This is a genomic window from Teichococcus coralli (genome assembly GCF_009829925.1).
GTDB classification, from domain to species: Bacteria; Pseudomonadota; Alphaproteobacteria; order Acetobacterales; family Acetobacteraceae; genus Pseudoroseomonas; species Pseudoroseomonas coralli.
On sequence record NZ_SNVJ01000007.1, the window covers coordinates 37,558 to 58,072 of the forward strand.

Genomic DNA, 20,515 nt, shown 5'->3' on the forward strand with positions numbered 1-20,515 from the left:
TAGCATGGCCTCACGGGCGGGAATATGCCGATGGCACCGCTGCCCTTTCCCTGCGCGGCGGCGGCGTTATGTTCCGCGCGGGCCGGCGACCTGGCCGTTGCGCGCGCATCACAGGGGATGGCATGGCAGGGCCCGAGCAACCTTCCGCGACCGGTGCCGGCGACCCGCCCGGCGGATCCGAGGCACTGGAGCGGCTGGCGGAGGACTGGATCACACTGTGGCAGAGCGAGATCGCGGCGCTGGCGACGGACCGCGAGGTGGCCGAGGGCTGGTCCGCCTGGACGGCGCTGACAGCCGCATGGATGCGTGCCGCGGCCGCATCGCACCCGTTCCGCCCCGGCGGCTCCTGGGGAAGTTCCGCAGGCGCCGCGGCGGAGCCCCCGCGTGAGCCTCCCGCCTCGCCGCGGGCCACGCCCGCTGTTCCTGCACCTGGGCCTGGCCATGGCGCGCGGCCTGGGGGCGGGCCTGACCCTGCCGCCGGATCACCCTCCCGGGAGCGACGGAGCGAAGACGCCGGCGCCCTGCTCGGCCGCATCGCCGAACTGGAGCGCCGCCTGGCCGATCTCGAAGGCCGGGCGGCAGGAGCTGCAGCGGATCAACGGCGCCCTCGCCGCCGGCGGCCACCGGCCTGAGCAGTTCCGCGCCGCCGTGCTGCGCCGCCTGGCGCGGCAGGACCGGGCGCTGGTCGCCGGCATCGCCGCCTACCGCCGCCACCCCTGGCGGCGTCAGGAGCCCGACCTGCCGGTGCTCTGGCGCGAGGGCGGTTCCCGGCTGCTGGACTATGGCGGCGCCGGCCCGCCTTTGCTGGTGGTGCCCTCCCTGGTCAACCGCGCCTATGTGCTCGACCTGCTGCCGGAGCATTCCATGCTGCGCTGGTTCGCGGCGCAGGGCCACCGCGTGCTGCTGCTCGACTGGGGCTGGCCGGAGGAGGCGGAACGGGCCTTCACCCTCACCGACTACATCGCCGGGCGGCTGGAACGGGCGCTCGCCGCGCCTTCCCTCGCGCCGCTCGGGCCGGTGGCGCTGATGGGGTACTGCATGGGGGGACTGCTCGCCCTTGGCGCCGCGCTGCGCCGGCCGGAGCGGCTGCGGGGCCTGGCGCTGCTCGCCACGCCCTGGGACTTCCACGCCGGCGAGGCCGCGCCGGCCCGGGCGCTGGCCGCCCTGCTGCCCGGGCTGGAGCCGCTGATGCAAGCCGGCGATGTCCTGCCGGTGGACGTCATCCAGGCGCTCTTCGCCGCGCGCGATCCCTGGGGCATCGCCGCCAAGTTCCGCGCCTTCGCCGCCATGGAGGCCGACAGCCCCCGCGCCCGCCACTTCGTCGCGCTGGAGGACTGGCTGAACGACGGCATCCCGCTCGCCGCCCCGGTGGCGCGGGAGGCGCTGGGCGGCTGGTATGGACGCAATGATCCGGGTCAGGGACGCTGGCGCGTCGCCGGGGCCGTCGTGGAGCCGGCCGCGCTCGCGGTTCCCGCCTTCGCCGCGGTGCCGCGGGCCGACCGCATCGTGCCGCCGGCCTCCGCCCTGGCCCTGGCAGAGCGTCTGCCCGGCGGCCATATCGAGATGGTTTCGGCCGGGCATATCGGCATGGCCGCGGGCAGCCGCGCGGAGGCGGCGCTGTGGCAGCCGCTCCGCCGCTGGCTGGCGGGCTTGTAGGGCAAGCACCCTACGGCGCAGAGTTAGGTTCGAGCACAAGCCGGTGCCCGGCCGCAGGCCGGCAGCGGAAACATCGGGGGAGTACCCAGCCTCATGACCGACATCGTCATCGCATCGGCCGCGCGCACGCCCGTGGGCGCCTTCAACGGCGCCTTCGCCAGCCTGTCGGCCCACGCCCTGGGCGAGGCCGCCATCAAGGCCGCCCTCGCCCGCGCCGGCATCGAGGCCACCGAGGTGGACGAGGTGATCCTCGGCCAGATCCTCACCGCCGGCGCCGGGCAGAACCCGGCCCGCCAGGCCTCGGTGAACGCCGGCATCCCGGTCGAGCGCACCGCCTTCGGCATCAACCAGCTCTGCGGCTCCGGCCTGCGCGCCGTGGCGCTGGCGGCGCAGCAGATCGCGACCGGGGATGCCTCGATCGTCGTCGCCGGCGGGCAGGAGAGTATGACCCAGGCGCCGCACTGCGCCCAGCTCCGCGCGGGCGTGAAGATGGGCGACTTCCAGATGGTCGACACCATGATCCGCGACGGGCTGTGGGATGCCTTCAACGGCTACCACATGGGCAACACCGCCGAGAACGTGGCCGAGAAGTACCAGATCAGCCGCGACGAGCAGGACGAGTTCGCCTTCAACTCGCAGCACAAGGCCGGCGAGGCGATGCGCCAGGGCCGCTTCAAGGACGAGATCGCGCCCGTCACCGTGAAGGGCCGCAAGGGCGACGTGGTGGTGGAGAACGACGAGTATCCGAAGCCGGACACGACGCGCGAGATCCTGGCCAAGCTGCGCCCGGCCTTTTCCAAGACGGGCAGCGTCACCGCCGGCAATGCCAGCGGCATCAACGACGGCGCCGCCGCGCTGGTGGTGATGTCGGCGGCCGAGGCCTCGAAGCGCGGCCTGACGCCGCTGGCGCGCATCGCCTCCTGGGCCACCGCGGGCGTGGACCCCTCGATCATGGGCACCGGCCCGATCCCGTCCAGCCGCAAGGCGCTGCAGAAGGCCGGCTGGAACATCCAGGACCTCGACCTGATCGAGGCCAACGAGGCTTTCGCCGCCCAGGCCTGCGCGGTGAACAAGGACCTGGGCTGGGACACCTCCAAGGTGAACGTCAATGGCGGCGCCATCGCCCTCGGCCACCCGATCGGCGCCTCCGGCGCCCGCGTGCTGACCACCCTGCTCTACGGCATGAAGGCGCGCGGCGCGAAGAAGGGCCTCGCCACGCTGTGCATCGGCGGCGGCATGGGCGTCGCCATGTGCGTCGAGGCGGCCTGAACGCAGCGCTTTTCTGGGGAGGGCTCCGCCCTCCCCGAACCCCGGCCCGCCTCCTCTCAGGGATGGCTCCGCCCTCCCCGAACCCCGGCCTGCCTCCTCTCAGGGAGGGCTCCGCCCTCCCCGAACCCCGGCCTGCCTCCTCTCAGGGAGGGCTCCGCCCTCCCCGAACCCCGGCCTGCCTCCTCTCAGGGAGGGCTCCGCCCTCCCCGAACCCCGGCCTGCCTCCTCTCAGGGAGGGCTCCGCCCTCCCCGAACCCCGGCCTGCCTCCTCTCAGGGAGGGCTCCGCCCTCCCCGAACCCCGGCCTGCCTCCTCTCAGGGAGGGCTCCGCCCTCCCCGAACCCCGGCCTGCCTCCTCTCAGGGAGGGCTCCGCCCTCCCCGAACCCCGGCCTGCCTCCTCTCAGGGAGGGCTCCGCCCTCCCCGAACCCCGGCCTGCCTCCTCTCAGGGAGGGCTCCGCCCTCCCCGAACCCCGGCCTGCCTCCTCTCAGGGAGGGCTCCGCCCTCCCCGAACCCCGGCCTGCCTCCTCTCAGGGAGGGCTCCGCCCTCCCCGAACCCCGGCCTGCCTCCTCTCAGGGAGGGCTCCGCCCTCCCCGAACCCCGGCCTGCCTCCTCTCAGGGAGGGCTCCGCCCTCCCCGAACCCCGGCCTGCCTCCTCTCAGGGAGGGCTCCGCCCTCCCCGAACCCCTCCGGCCGGAGTGGTTGAACCAACCCGGCCGCCGCTCAGCAGAAATGCGCCCCGCGGGCCTCTACCGGCACCACATAGAGCGACTGGCTGGCGGTCATGAACAACAGGTTCCGCCGCGTGCCGCCGAAGCAGACATTGCTGCAGATCTCGGGCAGGCGGATCTGCCCGATGCGCGCGCCGTCGGGGGCGAAGACGTGGACGCCGTCATACCCCTCCCCCACCCATCCGGCCGAGGACCAGACATTGCCCTCGGTGTCGCAGCGGATGCCGTCCGCCAGGCCCGACTTCCCGTCCAGCGTCATGTCGGCGAAGCTGCGCGGGTTGCGCAGGGCGCCGCCCTCGACGTCATAGGCCCAGATGATGTTGCGGGCCTCCGGATAGTGGCTGCTGCCGGTGTCCGCCACATAGAGCATCCGGTAGTCCGGGCTGAAGCAGAGGCCGTTCGGCTTGAAGGGCTGGTCCGCCACCTTGGTGACCTCGCCCGACTGGCCGTCGATGCGGTAGACCGCCTCCTTGATGAAGGGGCGCGGGCTGCCGGTGTCGTAGCGGTGCCCTTCATACTCCACCAGGGCGCCGTAGCCGGGGTCGGTGAACCAGATGCTGCCGTCCTCCGGGTGGACCACCACGTCGTTGGGCGCGTTGAACTCGCCGTCCGGCCCTTTCGCCGCCAGCACCGTCACGCGGCCATCCGGCTCGTGGCGCGCCACGTCCCGCTGCAGGTGGCGGCAGGAGACCTGCCGCCCCTCGCGGTCGAAGGTGTTGCCGTTGGTGAAGCCGGAGGGGCTGCGGAAGCGGGGGGAGACGTGCTCGTCCTCCGCCGTCATGCGCAGGCAGACGTTGTTCGGGATGTCGGACCACACCAGGAAGCGCCCGTTGGCATGCCAGGCCGGCCCCTCGGCCCAGCCCATGCCGGTGTGCAGCCGGCGGATCGCGGCGTTGCCGAGCTTGGCCCTGAAGCGCTTCGGATCGTGCACGAGGACGTCGGGGTCCGGGTAGCGCGCCGGCGGGGCGCCCGGGCCGTAGTCGCGCTGCGCCAGGACGGGCAAGGCCACCAGGGTGCTGAGCGCGCCACCGATGAGGGCGCGCCGGGGCGGCATGACATGATGCAGGTCCATTTTCGTTCCTCCCTGTCCCGTCTTGGGCGGGACCGGGCGGAACCATGCCGCCGGCGGCGGGAGGAAGGCCAATCATCGGCGCGTGTGGCACCGGTTACGCATGGCCGGCGCGCCTGCGCCACCCCGGCGCGAGGGGGGAGGCAGGCGCCGCCGGATGCTCAGGCGGCGGGACTGATGTTCTGGTTCACGCGGAAGAAGTTCCCGGGATCGTAGGCGCGCTTCACCGCCGCCAGGCGGGCATAGTTGTCGCCATAGGCGGCCTGGATCCTGCCCGCCGCCTCGTCGCTGTCCATGAAGTTGACGTAGCCGCCGCCGGGATTGTGCGGATGGACCGCCTGCCAGTAGCTCCGGCCCCAGGACTTCAGGGCCGTGGCCTTCGCGGGATCGGGATCGATGCCGGCGATCACCATGGACCAGGTGGCGTCCCGCGCGCCCCAGGGCGTTGCGCCCCTGTCCACCTGCCGGGCCGCCCTGTCGATCGGGTAGAGGTGCATGAGGGACAGCTCGCTCGGCGTCTCCGCGGCGTGGCGCAGGTGCTCCTCGATCGCGGCGTCGCTGAGGTCGCGGACGAAATCGCCCTTCCAGTACCATTGCAGGCCGCTCGGCAGCAGCGGGTCGAACAGGCTCTGCAGCGCCGGGAAGGGCATTTCGCCCAGATGCTCGAAGATGGGCCTCGGAAGCTCGGTGCGGACCGGGCGCAGCGCCCGCTCGGCCTCTTCAGCCGGGCCGACATAGCAGCAGATCAGGGCGCAGATGCGCCGCCCCCAGAGCTCCTCCGGGAAGGGCGGCGTGGAGGGAACGGTCTTGAGGCCCAGCACGGCGCAGAGCTCGGCCGGCGCCCCCGGCAGGAAATCGCGGTACCACCGCATGATCTCGCGCGCCTGCGCCTGGTCCCAGAAGATCGGCCCGGCATAGACGGTGCTGACGGGATGGGCGCGGAACAGGAAGCTGGTGACCACGCCGAAATTGCCGCCACCGCCGCGCAGCGCCCAGTAGAGATCCTGGTTCTGCGCCTCGCTGGCGGTGACGAAGCGGCCATCGGCCAGCACCACGTCGGCTTCCAGCAGGTTGTCGATGGTCAGGCCGAACTTCCGCGTCAGGTAGCCGGTGCCGCCGCCCAGCGCCAGGCCGGCGATGCCGGTGGTCGAGACGATGCCGGCGGGCACCGCCAGGCCGAAGGCATGGGTGGCATGGTCCATGTCGCCCTGGGTGCAGCCCGGCCCGACGCGCACGCTGCGCGCCGCCGGATCCACCCGCACCCCCTTCATCAGCGACAGGTCGATCACCAGGCCGTCGTCGCAGCTGCCGAGGCCCGGGCCGTTATGGCCGCCGCCACGGATGGCCACGAGCATCTCGTTCTCGCGGGCGAAGCGCACCGCCGCCATCACGTCCGCCACGTCGAGGCAGCGGGCGACCAGCAACGGGCGCCGGTGAATCATGGCGTTGTAGAGCTTGCAGGCCTCGGCGTAGCCGGGGTCCTCCCGGCCGATCAGCGGACCCCGGAGCGTCTGCCGGAATGCCGCCAAAGCTTCGGTGCGCATGACCGCCTCCCCTTTTCCCCCTGGTGAAGGACGGCCACAGGCTAGGCCGGGGGGCGGAGGGCCTTCCATGCCGGGGCGTCGCGCATTCTTGCCTGAGCGTCCTAAACTGGCAGCCAGGGCGGGCCCGCCCGGCGCCACCGCCGCCGGCCCGCCCCCCACCACAGGCAGGAGGCTCGCCATGATCCACCACGTCTCGCTTGGCACCAGCGACGTCGGGCGCGCCCGCGCCTTCTACGATCCGGTTCTGGCCGTGGTCGGCTTCCGCCTCATCCGGCAGGATGGCGAAGCCGTGCACTACGGCACCGGGGAGATCCTGTTCAGCCTTGTCGTTCCGGTGGACGGGCGCCCGGCCTCGCCGGGGAACGGCGTCCATGTGGCCTTCGCGGCGCAGGACAAGGCCATGGTGCAGGCGTTCCACCGCGCCGCTCTCGCGCATGGCGGCAGCGAGGACGGCGCGCCCGGCCTTCGCCCCGAATACAACGCCAACTACTATGCCGCCTTTGTCCGCGACCCGGACGGCAACAAGCTTGAGGCCGTCACCCATTCCTCTCGCTGAACGGGAGCCTGCGCATGGCCTTTTCCGTGTCCGCTTCCTTTGGCCGCCTTGCCGAGGGCGGCCCCCGCCCCGGCCCCGGCGAGGAATGCTTTCTAGACCTGCTGGCGGCGCCGGGTGGCGCCCGGGTCGAGCGGATCCTCTCGCGCGGCGCCGCCAGTCCGCCAGGCTTCTGGTACGAGCAGGAGGGGGACGAGTTCGTGCTGCTGCTGTCGGGCGCCGCCGTGCTGGCCTTCCCGGATGGCACGGAACGGCGCCTGCGGGCCGGGGACCACGCCATCCTGCCCGCCTTCTGCCGCCACCGTGTCGCCTGGACGGACCCGGCCGGGGAAACGCTCTGGCTGGCCGTCCACATGCCGCCGCGACGGCAGGAGGCGCCGGTCTGAAAGGGGGCTTGCCGCGCCGGGCGGCGGAGGGGGCGCGGCCTCGTGCCGGGCGCGCGGGATCAGCCGCCTCGCCTCCGCGGGACAGGCGGCCGCCCCGGCCCGTGTTCCCCGTGCCGCTCGGCCTCGGCCCAGGCGGGTTCGTCCCGGCAGGCGGCCCAGGCCCCCTCGATCACCCGCACGCGCCGCCCCGGCACCCGCGCCGCCGCCTTGGGCATGAGGCCGTAGAGCTCCTTGTGCGCTTCCACCATCACCACGCCGGCGAAGCGCGGCGCCAGCACGCGGCCGGCGGCCTCCCAGATGCCGGCGCCGCGCAGCATCAGCCGCGACTGGAAGGGGGGCATGAACAGCGCCTTGTCCCGCCGCGACACGCTGAACAGGTTGCGCTCCAGCAGCCTGCCGAGCTGGCCAGGGGAATAGGGCCGCCCCTGGCCGAAGGGGGTGCTTTCCAGGTGCGCCCACATGCCGCGCCGGTTCGGCGCCACCACCAGCAGGCGGCCATCGTCCTTCAGCACGCGCCAGACCTCGCGCAGCATGCGCCGGGCGTTCTCGGTGTGCTCCAGCCCGTGCACCAGCAGGACGTTGTCGAAGCTGAGGTCCGGAAAGGGCAGCGCCTCGTCCTCCACGCGCACGCAGAGGCCGGGGCCGCCCGGAGGCCAGGGCACCGCGTCGGCCTCCGGCAGCGCGGCGGAAAGGATGCGCGCCGCGCCGTCCCGCCAGAGCCGCAGGTAGGGCGCGGCATGCCCGAGGCCGAGGATCTCGCGTCCCGTCAGGTCCGGCCACAGCTTCAGCAGCCGCTCGCGCAGCAGCCTCGCCGCCACCAGCCCGCTGGGGGAGGCGTAGAAATCCCGGTGCCCGTGGACCTCTGGGTTCATAAGCTCGATATAGGTCCCTGTTCGAAGCCTGACACGCCCTTGCCTGGGTCCGCGAGAAGGAGAACCGCCATGGCCGTCACCGTCCAGGCCGTGCCCTGCCTGTCCGACAACTATGCCTGGCTGCTGCGCGACACTGCGAGCGGAACCGTGGCGCTCTGCGACCCCGGCGAGGCGAAGCCGGCGATCGAGGCGATCGAGGCCGGTGGCGGGCGCTGCGACATTATCCTGCTGACCCACCACCACGCCGATCATATCGACGGCGTGGAGGAGATCCGTGCCCGCTATGGCGCGAAGGTGATCGGCGCGGACGCCGACGCGCACCGGCTGCCGAAGCTGGATATGGCGGTTTCGCCGGGCGACATGGTGCGGGTGGGCGAATCGAATGGGCGGGTGATCGACAGCCCCGGCCACACCATTGGCCACGTCGCCTACCACTTCCCCGAGGGCCATGTGCTGCTCTGCGGCGACACGCTGTTCTCGCTCGGCTGCGGGCGGCTGCTGGAGGGCACGGCGGAGGACATGTTCCGCGCGCTTTCCCTGCTGAAGGCGCTGCCTCCGGAAACGCTGGTCTGCTGCGGCCATGAATACACCGCCAGCAACGCGCGCTTCGCCCTCACGGTGGAGCCGGGCAATGCCGCGCTGAAGGCGCGTGCCCGCGAGGTCGAGGCGGCCCGCGCCGCAGGCCAGCCCACCCTGCCCGTGACGCTGGGGCAGGAGCTGGAAACCAACCCGTTCCTCCGCGCGGAGTCCGCCGGGGAACTGGGGCGGATCCGCACCGCCAAGGACAATTTCCGCTGAACCTCAGCCAGGGAAACGCACCATGAAGCTGTTCCACTCGCCTTCCAGCCCCTTTGTCCGCAAGGTCATGGCCTGCGCGCTGCTGCGCGGCCTCGCCAGCCGGATCGAGCTGGTCCCGACCAACCCGCACACCAGCCCCGAAGGGCTGCTGGCGATGAACCCGCTTTCCAAGGTGCCCTGCCTGGCCACCGACGAGGGCCAGGCCATCTACGACAGCCCGGTGATCTGCGAGTACCTCGACGGGCTGGGCGATGCCGCCTCGCTCTACCCCGCCGGCCCGGCGCGGATCGCGGCGAAGACCATGGAGGCCCTGGCCGACGGCATCATGGATGCCGCCGTCGCCCGCCGCATGAGCATGGGGCTGGCGCAGGACGAGGGGCGCACCGCCTTCCAGTCCCGCCAGCAGGCCGCCGTGGCGCGGGCGCTCGACGTGCTGGAGGCGGCGCCGCCACAGGGCCTGGCCGATATCGGCGCCGTCGCCGTGGCCTGCGCGCTGGGCTACCTGGACTTCCGCTTCGGCCACGAGCCCTGGCGCGAGGCGCATCCGAAGCTGGCGGCGTGGTATTCGGACGTCTCCGCCCATCCGGCGCTGAGCCGCACCGCGCCGCCGCCGGCATGATCCGCGCCGCCATGCCTGACCTGCGCGATCCCGCCCTTCCTGTCGCCGAAGTCATCGCGGCGCTTCGCCTCGCCCCCCATCCGGAGGGCGGGCATTACCGCGAGATCTGGCGCGACAGGCCGGCGGCAGGCGGGCGCGGGGCAGGCACGGCGATCTACTTCCTGCTCGCCGCCGGCGAGCGCAGCCACTGGCACCGGGTGGACGCCGCCGAGGCCTGGCACTGGTATGCCGGCGCCCCGCTGCGGCTCTCCATCGCCAGCGAGGCAGGGGCCCGGACCGAGCACCGGCTCGGCCCCGACCTCGGCGGCGGCGAGGCACCCTTCGCCGTGGTTCCGCCGGGCGAATGGCAGGCGGCGGAAAGCCTGGGCACCTGGACGCTGGCGGGATGCACCGTCAGCCCCGCCTTCGACTTCGCCGGCTTCACCCTGGCGCCGCCGGGCTGGGAACCGGCAGGGAAGGCCGGCCGTTGAGCGAGGCGGCCGCCTGGGACGCGCGCTACGCGGCCGGCACCTGGCTCTTCGGCCAGGCGCCCAACCGCTATCTCCACAGTCTCGCTCCCTGGCTGCGGCCTGGAATGCGCGCCCTGGCGCTGGGCGACGGCGAGGGCCGCAACGGCGTCTGGCTCGCCGGGCAGGGGCTGGACGCGACCGCGGTGGACTGGTCGGCCACCGGCATGGCCCGCGCCGCCGGCTTCGCCGCCGCGCGCGGCGTGCCGCTGGCAACGGTGGTGGCCGACCTCACCCGCTGGGACTGGCCGGAAGCCGGTTTCGACCTGATCGCCTGGGTCTTCGTGCACATGCCGCCGGCCGACCGCGCCCTGGTGGCCGCGGCGGCGCAGCGGGCGCTGGCGCCGGGCGGGCTGTTGCTGCTGGAAGGCTTCACCCTCGCCCAGGGCGGCCGCCGCAGCGGCGGGCCGAAGGACCCGGACCTGCTCTGGACCCGGGAAGCGGCGGAAGCGGCCTTCCCGGGGCTGACGCTGCTCGAGTGCCTGGAAGGCACCGTGCGGCTCGATGAGGGCCCGCGTCATCAGGGCCCCGCCGAAGTGGTGCGGGGGCTCTGGCGGAAGCCGGGCTGAGGAAACCCGGGCAGGAGGTCCCTGAACCCCTTCATCCTTCCCGCAGTTCAGGGCCGCGCCCGCCGGGCGCCTCCACTAGGCCGGCAGCCGGCGTGGCCGCTGCCATGAGGCGAGGATTCCGCCCCCCGCCACCAGCAGGGCGGCAATCAGGACGCGCTCATCCGCCCGCCCTTCCCCGGCCGCCACCAGCAGCAGGGTGGACAGCACGGGAATCGAGTAGGCCAGGGTGCCGAGCAGGCGCGGATCGCCGCGCTTCATGCCGAGATCCCAGAGGAAAAAGGCGGAGCCGACCGGCCCCAGGCCCAGCAGCAGGATAGCCAGCGCCTGCCGGGCATCCGGCCAGACCGTCACCTCGAAGGCCAAGTGCAGCGCCCCGGCCAGAAGGGCGCTGACCAGGCAGAAGCCCGCCACCGCCTCGGTGGGCACGCGGGCCAGGCGGCGGGCGGTGACGGAATAGGTCGCCCAGACCACCGCCCCGGCCACCGCGCAGAGGAAGCCCGGCAGCGCACCGGCGGGAAAGCGGGCGCCGCCGCCGACCAGCAGGGCACAGCCCGCGAAGCCCAGCGCCACCCCCAGCAGGCGGCGGCCGCCGAGCGGCATGCCGAGCAGCAGGCCGGAGAGCAGCACGATCAGCAGCGGCCAGAGATAGTTCAGCAGGTTGGCCTCAACCGCGGGCGCCAGGGCGAGCGCCGCGAAATACAGCGCGTGGTAGCCGAACAAGCCGCCGACGCCATGCGCCCAGGCCCGCTTCTCCTGCCGCAGCAGGCCGAGCGAACCGCGCGCGGCAACCACGCCCAGCCCGAGCAGGCCACCCACCGCCATGCTCAGCGCGGTGAGCTGCAGCGGCGGCACCCCCGCCGCCAGGCGGGCCAGCACGCCGAGGAAGGCCCAGAGCAGGATGGCGCCGCAGCCGACCAGCGTGGCCCGGTTCATGTCGGGCGCCCTGCAACCGGAGCATGACCCTGGCGTTGCGCCGGCGAGTCATCAAGGAGTTGTGTCATGGGGTTCCTGGCCCGCACCGTCATCACGGCCTTCGCCTTCTGGTGCGCGGACATGCTGATCGACGGGATCGCCTTCGCCGGGCCGTTCACGCTGTTCATCGCCGCCATCATCTTCGGCATCGTCAACGCCCTGATCCGGCCGGTGCTGATGCTGCTCTCGCTGCCGCTCAACATCATCACTCTGGGCCTGTTCACCCTGGTGGTGAACGCGGCCATGTTGGGACTGACGGCGCTGGTCATGCCGGGAATGCAGGTCTCCGGCTTCTGGGCCGCGTTCTTCGGGGCGATCATCGTCGCCCTGGTGTCCTGGCTCGTCAACCGGGCCATCGGCGACCGCGAGGCGACGGCGGCACGCTGAAGCGGCTGGCCGGGGAGCCGCACGCCCCGGCCAGCCCGCGCCTCAGTACATGTGCTGACCGCCGTTGATGGAGAGGGTGGAGCCGGTGATGAAGTCGGCGTCGTCGGCGGTGAGGAAGCAGACGCCGCGGGCGATGTCGTCGGCCGTGCCGAGCCGGCCGCGCGGGATGCGCGCGATGATCTTCTGCAGCACGTCCTCCGGCACGGCGCGCACCATCTCGGTGTCCACATAGCCCGGGGCAATGGCGTTGACGGTGATCCCGACCCGGGCACCCTCCTGCGCCAGCGCCTTGGTGAAGCCGTGGATGCCCGACTTGGCGGCGGCGTAGTTCACCTGCCCGTACTGGCCGGCCTGGCCGTTGATCGAGCCGATGTTGACGATGCGGCCGAACTTGCGGCTGTTCATCCCGTCCCAGACCAGCTTGCACAGGTTGAAGCAGGAGCCGAGATTGGTGTCGATCACCGCGTCCCACATCTCGCGGTCCATCTTCTTCATGGTGCCGTCCCGCGTGATGCCCGCGTTGTTCACCAGGATCTCGATGGCGCCGTGCTCGGCCTCGATCCTGGCCACCGCTTCCTGGCAGGCGGCGAAGCTCGAGACGTCGAACTTGATGGTTGGAATGCCGGTGCGCTCGGTGAAGGCCTGGGCAGCGGCGTCGTTGCCCGCGTAGGAGGCGACCACCTTGCGGCCCATCTTGTGCAGGTGCTCGCTGATGGCGGCGCCAATGCCGCGCTGCCCGCCAGTGACGAGTGCCACTCGTGCCATAGGAGAAGCCTCCCTTCCCAAAAAGAATTTGGCGGCACCGCGACGGCGCCGCCCGCCTATGGCATCACAGCGCCAGCCGAGATGCCACGCCCCTGTGCTGAATCAAGTTCTTGTGGTTGCGGTTTCCGGGCGGAGCCGGCTCAACGCAACGGCAGCGCGTACATCAAGCCGCCGCGTTTCCACAGGTCGTTGAGGCCGCGCTCAAGGCCGATCGGCGAATCCTTTCCAAGCGTGCGCTCGAACACCTCGCCGTAGTTGCCGACCTGGCGGACCACCTGAAAGGCCCAGTCCTCCGGCAGACCGAGCGCCTTGCCGAAGCCGGGCGCCACGCCAAGCATGCGCTGCAGGTTGGGGTCGGGGCTGGCGCGCATCGCCTCGACATTCTCGCGGGTGAGGCCGAGCTCCTCCGCCTCGATCATCGCCATCAGCGTCCAGGCGACAATGTCGCGCCACTCCTCGTCGCCATGGCGAACCATCGGGCCGAGCGGCTCCTTGCTGATGCGCTCGGCGAAGATCACATGCGCCGCCGGGTCGCGCAGGGCGGAGACGCGCAACGCCGCGAGCTGGGAGGCGTCGGTGGTCATGGCGTCGCAACGGCCGGACTGGTAGGCGGCCGTCATCTCATCCATCGAGGAGAGCACGACGGGCTGGATGGCGATCTTCTCGCGCCGGGCGAAGTCGCCGAGGTTCAGCTCGCTGGTCGAGCCGGGCAGCACGCAGACCGTGGCGCCGTCGAGTTGCCTGGCCGCGGTGAGGCCGGCGGACTTGTGCACCATGAAGCTCTGGCCGTCATAGAAGTTCACGCCGGCCATGTTGAAGCCCAGCGCGGTGTCGCGCGTCAGCGTCTGGGTGACGTTGCGTGCCAGGAGGTCGATCTCGCCGCCCTGCAGCGCCACGAAGCGGGTCTGGTAGGTGGTGGGAACGAAGCGGACCCTGGCGGCGTCGCCCAGCGTCGCGGCGGCCACGGCGCGGCAGAACTCGGCGTCCAGCCCTTGGTAGTTGCCCCGGCTGTCGGGGGCGGAGAAACCGGCCACGCCGGTGTTGACCCCGCACACGACCTGCCCGCGGGAGCGAACGCCCTCCAGGGTCGGGCCAGCGTTGGCCGGCAGCGCGGCCAGGAGGGTGGGCAAGAGGGCCAGCAGGCCCAGAGCATGGCGCATGATCGGGTCACTTCACAAATCGATGGCGCGAGCCTATGGGCATAAATGCAACACCGCCAAGCCCGATCGTTGCGGCATGCATTTCACTGTTGCCGCTGGAGCCAAAAAACCATAGTCACAGCAATGTGATACGATGCACCCCCGCGCGTATCGTCATTCGGGCCGGACACGATGACCGCCTCTGCGACTTCTGCGTGCCTCTCCTCGGCAAGCCTTGAGAAGCAAGTGGACCAGGAAGCGCTGCTGCTGATGCTGTCCTACATCGAGGCGGAATGCCGCCGGCTGGGTGTGCCGGAGGCGGCCCGGCACGCGGCGCTGGCGGCGGCGGCGCTGTCGGACTCCCCGTCGCAGGTCCTCGCCGCCACCATCACCCTTCAGTAATGCCCGGCACGTCCTGGCCCCGTCAGGGCAGCGGGCCTCAGCGCCGCCACGCGCAACAACCTTGAGCCGAGCCGATTCCCATGGATACCCCGATCGCCGCCGTTCTCTGGACCAACCAGGCGCAACGTGACGTGCAGGCCGTGCTGCGCCTGATGACCCATGTCGAGCGCTGCTGCCTTGACGCGGGCTCGGAGGAGGCCGCGAGCCTGGTGGCGGCCGCCATGTCGGCGCTGCTGCGCGACTGCGCCGCCCGCAAGCGGGCGGCCTGAAGCCTCAGGGCGCCGGCAGCGCGGCGGGCCGGGGTCCGCCCGCCATCCAGTCCAGCAGTTCCACGGTGTGGACGGCCGGCATCGTTCCGTCGCCGAGCTGGGTCAGGCAGCCGATATTGCCGCTGGCGATCACCGTGGCGCCGGTGCGCGCCAGGTTGTGCTGCTTGCGCGCCTTGAGCTGCGCCGCGATCTCCGGCTGCAGCAGATTGTAGGTGCCCGCCGAGCCGCAGCAGAGATGCGGCTCGGCCGGCTCCTTCACCGTGAAGCCGGCTCTGGACAGCAACTGCTTCGGTGCGGCGGTGATCTTCTGGCCGTGCTGCAGGCTGCAGGCGGCGTGATAGGCGACGGTCAGCCCCGGCACCTCGCGTGATGGCGCGTAGCCGAAGCGCAGCAGCACCTCGGAAATATCCTTGGCGCGCTCCGCCACCGCCGCGGCGCGCGCCGGCCAGGCGCCGGCCTCGGCGCGGAACATGAAGCCGTAGTCCTTGACCGTGGTGCCGCAGCCCGAGGCGTTCACCACCACGGCGTCCAGCCCCTCGCCGTCGATCTCGCGCGTCCAGGCCTCGATGTTGGCGCGGGCCAGCGCCATCGCGGCGTCGTGCTGGCCCATGTGGTGGTTCAGCGCGCCGCAGCAGCCCTGCCCGGCGGTGACCACCACCTCCACCCCCATGCGCGTCAGCAAACGGATGGTGGCCTCGTTGATCGAGGGGGCCAGCACGGTCTGCGCGCAGCCGGTCAGCAGCGCCACACGCCCGCGGCGCGGACCCTGGGCGGGATGAACCTGGGGGCGCGCGGTGTCGCCGCCGGCGGGCAGCTGTCGCGGCGCCAGGTCCAGCATGGCGCGCAGGCGCCGGGCGGTGGTGCCGCGCGCCGGCAGCATGCCGCGCAGGGGTCGGGCGAGGCGCGCCGCCGCCAGCGCCAGGCGGAACCGGCGCGGATAGGGCAGCATGGTGCCGAGGAGGTGGCGCAGCGCACGCTCCGGCCAGGGGCGTGTGTAGGTTTCCTCGATGTAGCGGCGGGCATGGTCCACCAGGTGCATGTAGTGCACGCCCGAGGGGCAGGTGGTCATGCAGGAAAGGCAGGAGAGGCAGCGGTCCACGTGCCGCACCTCGGCCTCGCCAGCCGGCCGGCCGCTCTCCAGCATGTCCTTGATGAGGTAGATGCGCCCACGCGGCGAATCCAGCTCGTCGCCGAGCAGCACGAAGGTCGGGCAGGTGGCGGTGCAGAAGCCGCAATGCACGCAGGTCCGCAGGATGGTGTTGGATTCCCGCGTGTCGGGATCGGCAAGCTGGTTGGGGGTGAAGTTGGTCTGCATCGCCTGGCTTGTTCCTCCCCGGCAGGGTGGAAGGGAAGTTGCGCCGGCGCAAGTCGCTGGTGCCATGAGGGCCGGCGGGGCTGCGGCACCGACGGTCACAGCCGTCTCGAAAATGGTGGATTCCCCGCAAACCTGTGTGATAAAGCAAGAAACAGTTCAAGTTTGAGACATTCGATGGCCCAGACCTCGCTCCCTGCTCATTTTCCGGAAGGCTCCTCCTCCACGGAGCGGCTGGCTGCTGTGCATGGCGGCCCGCAGGAAGCGGCGCGCCGCGCGGCGCTGCTGCGGGTCGGCCACGCCGCGCCTTCACAGCTTGTCGAGCCGGCACAGCTTGTCGAGCCGGCGCCGCGCCCGGCGAAGGCTGAGGGCCAGAGCTGACCCTTGCCCGGTAGCGGAGACGGTGAAAGGCTGAGGCCTCCCCCGCAGGGAGCATCAACCCTTGGCCCACCCTGCCAAAGACGCCCTCCACGACCTGCTCACGGCCGCATCCCTGCCGCTGCCATGGGCACAGGCTGTGGCTTTTCCGGGCGCCGGGCCCGGCCTGCCGAGTTCCTTCCACCTGGGCGCCGCCGCCCAGGCCAGCATCGCGGCAGCGGCGGTGGCAGCCGCCGGGATCCACCTCCGGCGAGGCGGCCCCGCGCAGCACGTGACCGTGCCGCTGCGCCATGCCCTCGCCGAGTTCCGCAGCGAGCGTCACCTCCGGCTGGACGGCGCTCCGCCACCTGACCCTTGGGATGCGCTGGCGGGCCTGTATCGCTGCGGAGATGGCGGCGCAGTGCGGCTGCACACCAACTTCCTCCACCATCGCGACGGCATCCTGCAGCTTCTGGGCGGCCTGCCGCCGGAGCGCGCGGCCGTCGCCGCCGCGCTGCAGGAATGGTCCGCCACCCGCTTCGAGGCGGCTGCCGCCGGGGCCGGGCTCTGCGTCGCCATGCTGCGGGATTTCGGAAGCTGGGACGCCCATCCGCAGGGCCGCGCCCTCGCCGCCCAGCCGCCGCTGCTGATCGAGCGGATCGGCGATGCGCCGCCCACTCCCCTGCCCCCGCTCGGAGCCCGGCCGCTCGCCGGACTGCGGGTGCTTGAGATGACGCGCATCATCGCCGGGCCGGTGGGCGGGCGCTGTCTCGCCGTGCATGGCGCGGAGGTGCTGCATCTCAGCGCCGCCCATCTGCCCTCCATCCCGGTGCTCAACATGGACACCGGGCGCGGCAAGCGCACCGCCCGGCTGGACCTGCGGCAGCCAGCGGGAGCCGAACGCCTGCGCGGCTTGCTGCGCGGCGCCGACATTCTCCTGCAGTCCTACCGGCCTGGCGCGCTGGCAAGGCTCGGCTTTGGACCCGAGGCGGCCGCGGCGCTGCGGCCGGGGCTGGTTTACGCCTCCCTCTCCGCCTATGGGGAACAAGGCCCCTGGGGCGGACGGCGCGGCTTCGACTCGCTGGTCCAGACGGCCACCGGCTTCAACCAGGCGGAAGCCGAGGCGGCCGGCACGCCGGACCAGCCGCGTCCGCTGCCCTGCCAGGCGCTGGACCACGCGTCAGGCTATCTGCTCGCCCTTGGCGCCATGGCGGCACTGCTGCGGCGCGCCGAGGAAGGCGGCTCCTGGCATGTGCGCGTCTCGCTTGCCGCGACCGGGCAGTGGCTGCGCGGCCTGGGACGGCTGGCGGATGGCTTCGCTGCGCCCGATCCGGGGCAGGAGGACATCGCCGACCTGCTGGAGGACAGCGAAAGCGGGTTCGGGCGGCTCAGCGCCATCCGTCACGCCGCACAGATGAGCGCGACGCCGGCGCGGTGGGCGGTGCCCCCCATGCCTCTTGGCAGCCATGAGCCTGTCTGGTCCGGCGGAGGCGCCGCCTTTCCCGCTCCCCCTTCGTCGGGGTGAGCGGGCCACTGCGCCCCCCCCCTTTTTCCTAGAGCGGTTTCCGTTCGCTTTGGCTCACTTCGAGCGCTCCAGCCATTTGTTTTGAAGAGCATCTTCACCCGATCGGGATCGACTCTAGCCGCGCATCCGCCCGGGGTTGAGGATGCCTTCGGGGTCCATCGCCGCCTTCACGCGGGCGGCGATGCCGGCCAGTGCCGGCGGCTCCTCCGGCAGCACGGGCACGGCGCTGCGCAGCGAATCCGGGGCCCGGAACAGGGTGAAGGTGCCGCCCGCCGCCCGCGCGGCCGCCATCACCGCCGCATGGGCGGTGTCGGAGGCGGGGCCGGCAACCCAGAGCAGCCCCCCGCCCCAGTCCAGCAGCAGGCGGGCGCCGAAAGCCTTGTTCAGCCGCCAGGCCAGGTTCGGGCCGGCACCAGGGCGCACCGAAAGCCGCCAGACCGCCTGTTCCGGCGCCGCCTCCAGCAGGCGGACATCCCGCACCGCGCGCCAGAGCCCCCGGGAAGCCTCACCCTCCGCCAGCGTGACGGTTCCAAAGCCCGCCAGATCCTGCTGCAAGCGGCCGGCCCGGTGCGGCAGGAACTGCGCCATGTCCTCCAGCCGCAGCAGGGCGGTGGGGCCCTCCAGGCCGAACTCCGCCGCGCCCTCCGGCAACAGCGCCGCGCCGGTGACGCCGAAGGGGCTGCCAAGCCCGGCGGAAAGCGCCGCCACCCCGGCCGCGAGGTCCGCCACCCCCACCGCGAGGGTAAGGCTTGCCTCAGGGCGCGGCGCCAGCTTCAGGGTGATCTCCGTCAGGATGCCCAGCGTGCCGTGGCTGCCGGCCAGCAGCTTGCAGAGGTCCAGCCCGGTGACGTTCTTGTGGACGCGACCGCCCGAGCGGACCACCTCCGCATGGCCGGTCACCGCCCGCACCCCAAGCACCTGGTCGCGCAGCGCTCCGCTGGCGGCGATGCGGCGCGGGCCGGACAGGTTGGCGGCCACCATGCCGCCCAGCGTCGAGGGGCGCTCGTGGCCGAACAACCCGGAAAAATCCGGCAGCTCGGCGGCCAGCATCTGGTTGTGCCGCGCCAGCTCCGCCTCGATCTCCGCCAGCGGCGTGCCGGCGCGGGCGGAAAGCACCAGCTCTGCGGGCTTGTGGAGGGTGATGCCGGTCAGCCCGGCCGTGGAGAGGGTGCGCGCGGCCTGCACCGGGCGCAGCATGGCTCGCTTGCTGCCATGGCCCTCGACCGCCAGCGGCATGCGGCGCGCCGCCGCCTCCCGCACCGCCTGGACGACGCCGGCCTCGTCCACCGGCGCCAGTGCCTCGGTCGCGACGCTCATGCGGCAGGCGCCAGGGCCGGGTTGCCTTCCAGCGGGAAGACCTTGGCCGGGTTCAGCAGCCATTGCGGGTCGAAGGCCGACTTGATGCGGCGCTGCTGCGCCAGCTCGGCGGGGTTGAACTGCACGGTCATCAGGTCGCGCTTCTCGACGCCCACGCCGTGCTCGCCGGTCAGGCAGCCACCGACCTCCACGCAAAGCTTCAGGATGTCGGCGCCGAAGGCCTCGGCCTTGCGGAAGCTCTCCGGGTCGTTGGCGTCGAACATGATCAGCGGGTGCAGGTTGCCGTCCCCGGCATGGAAGATGTTGGCCACCAGCAGGCCGTAGCTGTCGCTCATCTCGCCGATGCGGCGCAGCACGTACGGCAGCTCGCCGGTCGGGATGGTGCCGTCCATGCAGAGATAGTCGGGCGAGATGCGGCCCACCGCGCCGAAGGCCCCCTTGCGGCCCTTCCAGATCGCCGCGCTCTCCTCCGGCGTCTCGGCGACGCGCAGCGAGATCGGGTCGAAGCGGGCGCAGATCTCCTTGAGCCGGGCGAGCAGGACGTCCTGCTCCTCGCTGCTGCCTTCCACCTCGATGATCAGCATGGCCTCGGCGTCCAGCGGGTAGCCCGCCTGGGCGAAGGCCTCGCAGGCATGGATGGCCGGGCGGTCCATGAACTCCAGCGCCACGGGGATGATGCCGCTGCCGATGATGGCGTCCACCACCTGCCCCGCCACCTCGTTGGCGCGGAAGGCGGCCAGCATGGCGCGCGCCCCCTCGGCGGCGCGGAGGATGCGCACCGTGACCTCGGTGACCATGCCGAGCTGGCCCTCGCTGCCGGTGATCAGGCCGAGCCAGTCATAGCCCGCCGCGTCCAGGTGCTGGCCGCCGATCCCGACCACCTCGCCCTCGACCGTGACGAAGGTCACGCCAAGCAGGTTGCCGGCCGTGACGCCGTACTTCAGGCAATGCGCACCGCCCGAGTTCATCATGACGTTGCCGCCGATCATGCAGGCGAGCTGGCTGGAGGGATCGGGCGCGTAGAAGAAGCCCTCGGCGCTGACCGCCTGGGTGATGCCGATGTTGGTGACGCCCGCCTCCACCACCGCATAGCGGTCGGCGTAGTTGACCTCCAGGATGCGGTTCATCCGCATCAGCCCGACCACCACGGCGTCGGCCAGCGGCAGGGCGCCGCCGGAGAGGCTGGTGCCGGCCCCGCGCGGGATCACGCGGATGCCGTTCTGGTGGCAGTAGCGCAGCACGGCGGCCACTTCCCCGGTGGTGGCGGGCAGCACCACGGCAAGCGGCGGCTGGCGATAGGCGGAGAGCCCGTCCGTCTCATAGGCGCGCAGGCGGTGGGGGTCGCCGATCACGCCCTGGCCGAAGGGGCCGTCCGGCACCAAGCTGTGCAGCGCGGCCAGGATCTCGTCGCGGCGGGCGAGCACGGCCGGATTGGGCTCTGGCAGGTCGATCATGGTCCGCTTTCCTCACGCCGGTTCTTGTGGCGGAGGATGGGGCG

22 protein-coding genes are annotated in these 20,515 nt (G+C 72.2%); 13 read left to right on the forward strand and 9 right to left on the reverse strand.

Annotation, left to right across the window (positions count from 1 at the left end):
• The first annotated feature begins 384 nt into the window (after positions 1-384).
• Positions 385-1,656 carry an alpha/beta fold hydrolase gene (locus tag E0493_RS09900; protein WP_367614485.1) on the forward strand — a complete coding sequence of 424 codons (1,272 nt, stop codon included), beginning with the start codon at positions 385-387 and terminating at the stop codon, positions 1,654-1,656.
• Between the two features lie 93 nt (positions 1,657-1,749).
• Complete coding sequence (locus E0493_RS09905; protein WP_160936783.1) at positions 1,750-2,925, forward strand: acetyl-CoA C-acetyltransferase; 1,176 nt, start codon at positions 1,750-1,752, stop codon at positions 2,923-2,925.
• Between the two features lie 723 nt (positions 2,926-3,648).
• Here the strand turns inward: E0493_RS09905 and E0493_RS09910 are convergent.
• Together E0493_RS09910 and E0493_RS09915 are read right to left on the reverse strand one after the other, a co-directional pair.
• Positions 3,649-4,728, reverse strand: coding sequence for an SMP-30/gluconolactonase/LRE family protein (locus E0493_RS09910; protein WP_160936784.1), 1,080 nt, complete (start codon positions 4,726-4,728; stop codon positions 3,649-3,651).
• 158 nt (positions 4,729-4,886) lie between these two features.
• Entirely contained in the window at positions 4,887-6,269 is a 1,383-nt protein-coding gene (locus E0493_RS09915; protein ID WP_160936785.1) for an FAD-binding oxidoreductase, read from the reverse strand.
• Positions 6,270-6,447: 178 nt separating this feature from the next.
• Between E0493_RS09915 and E0493_RS09920 the strand changes: the two genes are divergently transcribed.
• Entirely contained in the window at positions 6,448-6,825 is a 378-nt protein-coding gene (locus E0493_RS09920; RefSeq protein WP_160936786.1) for a VOC family protein, read from the forward strand.
• A gap of 14 nt (positions 6,826-6,839) precedes the next feature.
• On the forward strand, positions 6,840-7,208 hold the full coding sequence (locus E0493_RS09925) for a cupin domain-containing protein (RefSeq protein ID WP_160936787.1): 369 nt from the start codon (positions 6,840-6,842) through the stop codon (positions 7,206-7,208).
• A gap of 59 nt (positions 7,209-7,267) precedes the next feature.
• On the opposite strand, the gene E0493_RS09930 is transcribed toward E0493_RS09925, so the two are convergent.
• Positions 7,268-8,080, reverse strand: coding sequence for a class I SAM-dependent methyltransferase (locus E0493_RS09930; protein ID WP_160936788.1), 813 nt, complete (start codon positions 8,078-8,080; stop codon positions 7,268-7,270).
• 69 nt (positions 8,081-8,149) lie between these two features.
• Between E0493_RS09930 and gloB the strand changes: the two genes are divergently transcribed.
• The 4 genes from gloB to E0493_RS09950 are packed head-to-tail and all read left to right on the forward strand — an operon-like array spanning position 8,150 to position 10,572.
• Positions 8,150-8,878 (forward strand): hydroxyacylglutathione hydrolase, encoded by a 729-nt coding sequence (gloB, locus tag E0493_RS09935; RefSeq protein WP_160936789.1) that lies wholly within the window; start codon positions 8,150-8,152, stop codon positions 8,876-8,878.
• A gap of 22 nt (positions 8,879-8,900) precedes the next feature.
• Positions 8,901-9,497, forward strand: coding sequence for a glutathione S-transferase N-terminal domain-containing protein (locus tag E0493_RS09940; protein ID WP_160936790.1), 597 nt, complete (start codon positions 8,901-8,903; stop codon positions 9,495-9,497).
• 11 nt (positions 9,498-9,508) lie between these two features.
• Positions 9,509-9,967: a cupin domain-containing protein gene (locus tag E0493_RS09945; RefSeq protein WP_202397038.1), complete on the forward strand. Its 459-nt coding sequence runs from the start codon at positions 9,509-9,511 to the stop codon at positions 9,965-9,967.
• On the forward strand, positions 9,964-10,572 hold the full coding sequence (locus E0493_RS09950) for a class I SAM-dependent methyltransferase (protein WP_160936792.1): 609 nt from the start codon (positions 9,964-9,966) through the stop codon (positions 10,570-10,572). Before E0493_RS09945 ends, E0493_RS09950 begins: the two co-directional genes overlap by 4 nt.
• A gap of 75 nt (positions 10,573-10,647) precedes the next feature.
• Here E0493_RS09950 and yddG read toward each other — a convergent pair whose 3' ends face one another.
• Positions 10,648-11,505, reverse strand: a complete 858-nt coding sequence (gene yddG / locus E0493_RS09955; protein ID WP_160936793.1) for an aromatic amino acid exporter YddG — start codon at positions 11,503-11,505, stop codon at positions 10,648-10,650.
• Between the two features lie 66 nt (positions 11,506-11,571).
• Here yddG and E0493_RS09960 point away from each other — a divergent pair, with 66 nt between their 5' ends.
• Positions 11,572-11,931, forward strand: coding sequence for a phage holin family protein (locus E0493_RS09960; RefSeq protein ID WP_160936794.1), 360 nt, complete (start codon positions 11,572-11,574; stop codon positions 11,929-11,931).
• Positions 11,932-11,973: 42 nt separating this feature from the next.
• Here E0493_RS09960 and phbB read toward each other — a convergent pair whose 3' ends face one another.
• Complete coding sequence (gene phbB, locus E0493_RS09965) at positions 11,974-12,696, reverse strand: acetoacetyl-CoA reductase (protein ID WP_160936795.1); 723 nt, start codon at positions 12,694-12,696, stop codon at positions 11,974-11,976.
• A gap of 140 nt (positions 12,697-12,836) precedes the next feature.
• Positions 12,837-13,856, reverse strand: coding sequence for an amino acid ABC transporter substrate-binding protein (locus E0493_RS09970; protein ID WP_160936796.1), 1,020 nt, complete (start codon positions 13,854-13,856; stop codon positions 12,837-12,839).
• A gap of 225 nt (positions 13,857-14,081) precedes the next feature.
• On the opposite strand from E0493_RS09970, the gene E0493_RS09975 reads away from it, so the two are divergent.
• Both E0493_RS09975 and E0493_RS09980 read left to right on the forward strand, forming a co-directional pair.
• Positions 14,082-14,237, forward strand: a complete 156-nt coding sequence (locus E0493_RS09975; RefSeq protein ID WP_160936797.1) for a hypothetical protein — start codon at positions 14,082-14,084, stop codon at positions 14,235-14,237.
• A gap of 80 nt (positions 14,238-14,317) precedes the next feature.
• Complete coding sequence (locus tag E0493_RS09980; protein ID WP_160936798.1) at positions 14,318-14,506, forward strand: soj family protein; 189 nt, start codon at positions 14,318-14,320, stop codon at positions 14,504-14,506.
• A gap of 4 nt (positions 14,507-14,510) precedes the next feature.
• On the opposite strand, the gene glcF is transcribed toward E0493_RS09980, so the two are convergent.
• Positions 14,511-15,821 carry a glycolate oxidase subunit GlcF gene (glcF, locus tag E0493_RS09985; RefSeq protein WP_160936799.1) on the reverse strand — a complete coding sequence of 437 codons (1,311 nt, stop codon included), beginning with the start codon at positions 15,819-15,821 and terminating at the stop codon, positions 14,511-14,513.
• 174 nt (positions 15,822-15,995) lie between these two features.
• Between glcF and E0493_RS09990 the strand changes: the two genes are divergently transcribed.
• Both E0493_RS09990 and E0493_RS09995 read left to right on the forward strand, forming a co-directional pair.
• Positions 15,996-16,199, forward strand: coding sequence for a hypothetical protein (locus E0493_RS09990; protein ID WP_160936800.1), 204 nt, complete (start codon positions 15,996-15,998; stop codon positions 16,197-16,199).
• A gap of 61 nt (positions 16,200-16,260) precedes the next feature.
• On the forward strand, positions 16,261-17,700 hold the full coding sequence (locus E0493_RS09995; RefSeq protein WP_160936801.1) for a CoA transferase: 1,440 nt from the start codon (positions 16,261-16,263) through the stop codon (positions 17,698-17,700).
• Positions 17,701-17,814: 114 nt separating this feature from the next.
• Here the strand turns inward: E0493_RS09995 and E0493_RS10000 are convergent, their stop codons facing one another.
• Positions 17,815-19,017 carry an FAD-binding protein gene (locus E0493_RS10000; RefSeq protein WP_160936802.1) on the reverse strand — a complete coding sequence of 401 codons (1,203 nt, stop codon included), beginning with the start codon at positions 19,015-19,017 and terminating at the stop codon, positions 17,815-17,817.
• Positions 19,014-20,471, reverse strand: coding sequence for an FAD-linked oxidase C-terminal domain-containing protein (locus E0493_RS10005; protein WP_160936803.1), 1,458 nt, complete (start codon positions 20,469-20,471; stop codon positions 19,014-19,016). Before E0493_RS10005 ends, E0493_RS10000 begins: the two co-directional genes overlap by 4 nt.
• Positions 20,472-20,515: the final 44 nt, after the last annotated feature.

What these genes read in the sequence shown, in the direction of transcription:
- E0493_RS09905 (WP_160936783.1), top strand. Translation starts at nt 1,750, where the DNA reads ATGACCGACATCGTCATCGCATCGGCCGCGCGCACGCCCGTGGGCGCC.
- E0493_RS09910 (WP_160936784.1), bottom strand. Translation starts at nt 4,728, where the DNA reads ATGGACCTGCATCATGTCATGCCGCCCCGGCGCGCCCTCATCGGTGGC.
- E0493_RS09915 (WP_160936785.1), bottom strand. Translation starts at nt 6,269, where the DNA reads ATGCGCACCGAAGCTTTGGCGGCATTCCGGCAGACGCTCCGGGGTCCG.
- E0493_RS09920 (WP_160936786.1), top strand. Translation starts at nt 6,448, where the DNA reads ATGATCCACCACGTCTCGCTTGGCACCAGCGACGTCGGGCGCGCCCGC.
- E0493_RS09925 (WP_160936787.1), top strand. Translation starts at nt 6,840, where the DNA reads ATGGCCTTTTCCGTGTCCGCTTCCTTTGGCCGCCTTGCCGAGGGCGGC.
- E0493_RS09930 (WP_160936788.1), bottom strand. Translation starts at nt 8,080, where the DNA reads ATGAACCCAGAGGTCCACGGGCACCGGGATTTCTACGCCTCCCCCAGC.
- gloB (WP_160936789.1), top strand. Translation starts at nt 8,150, where the DNA reads ATGGCCGTCACCGTCCAGGCCGTGCCCTGCCTGTCCGACAACTATGCC.
- E0493_RS09940 (WP_160936790.1), top strand. Translation starts at nt 8,901, where the DNA reads ATGAAGCTGTTCCACTCGCCTTCCAGCCCCTTTGTCCGCAAGGTCATG.
- E0493_RS09945 (WP_202397038.1), top strand. Translation starts at nt 9,509, where the DNA reads ATGCCTGACCTGCGCGATCCCGCCCTTCCTGTCGCCGAAGTCATCGCG.
- yddG (WP_160936793.1), bottom strand. Translation starts at nt 11,505, where the DNA reads ATGAACCGGGCCACGCTGGTCGGCTGCGGCGCCATCCTGCTCTGGGCC.
- E0493_RS09960 (WP_160936794.1), top strand. Translation starts at nt 11,572, where the DNA reads ATGGGGTTCCTGGCCCGCACCGTCATCACGGCCTTCGCCTTCTGGTGC.
- phbB (WP_160936795.1), bottom strand. Translation starts at nt 12,696, where the DNA reads ATGGCACGAGTGGCACTCGTCACTGGCGGGCAGCGCGGCATTGGCGCC.
- E0493_RS09970 (WP_160936796.1), bottom strand. Translation starts at nt 13,856, where the DNA reads ATGCGCCATGCTCTGGGCCTGCTGGCCCTCTTGCCCACCCTCCTGGCC.
- E0493_RS09980 (WP_160936798.1), top strand. Translation starts at nt 14,318, where the DNA reads ATGGATACCCCGATCGCCGCCGTTCTCTGGACCAACCAGGCGCAACGT.
- glcF (WP_160936799.1), bottom strand. Translation starts at nt 15,821, where the DNA reads ATGCAGACCAACTTCACCCCCAACCAGCTTGCCGATCCCGACACGCGG.
- E0493_RS09990 (WP_160936800.1), top strand. Translation starts at nt 15,996, where the DNA reads ATGGCCCAGACCTCGCTCCCTGCTCATTTTCCGGAAGGCTCCTCCTCC.
- E0493_RS10000 (WP_160936802.1), bottom strand. Translation starts at nt 19,017, where the DNA reads ATGAGCGTCGCGACCGAGGCACTGGCGCCGGTGGACGAGGCCGGCGTC.
- E0493_RS10005 (WP_160936803.1), bottom strand. Translation starts at nt 20,471, where the DNA reads ATGATCGACCTGCCAGAGCCCAATCCGGCCGTGCTCGCCCGCCGCGAC.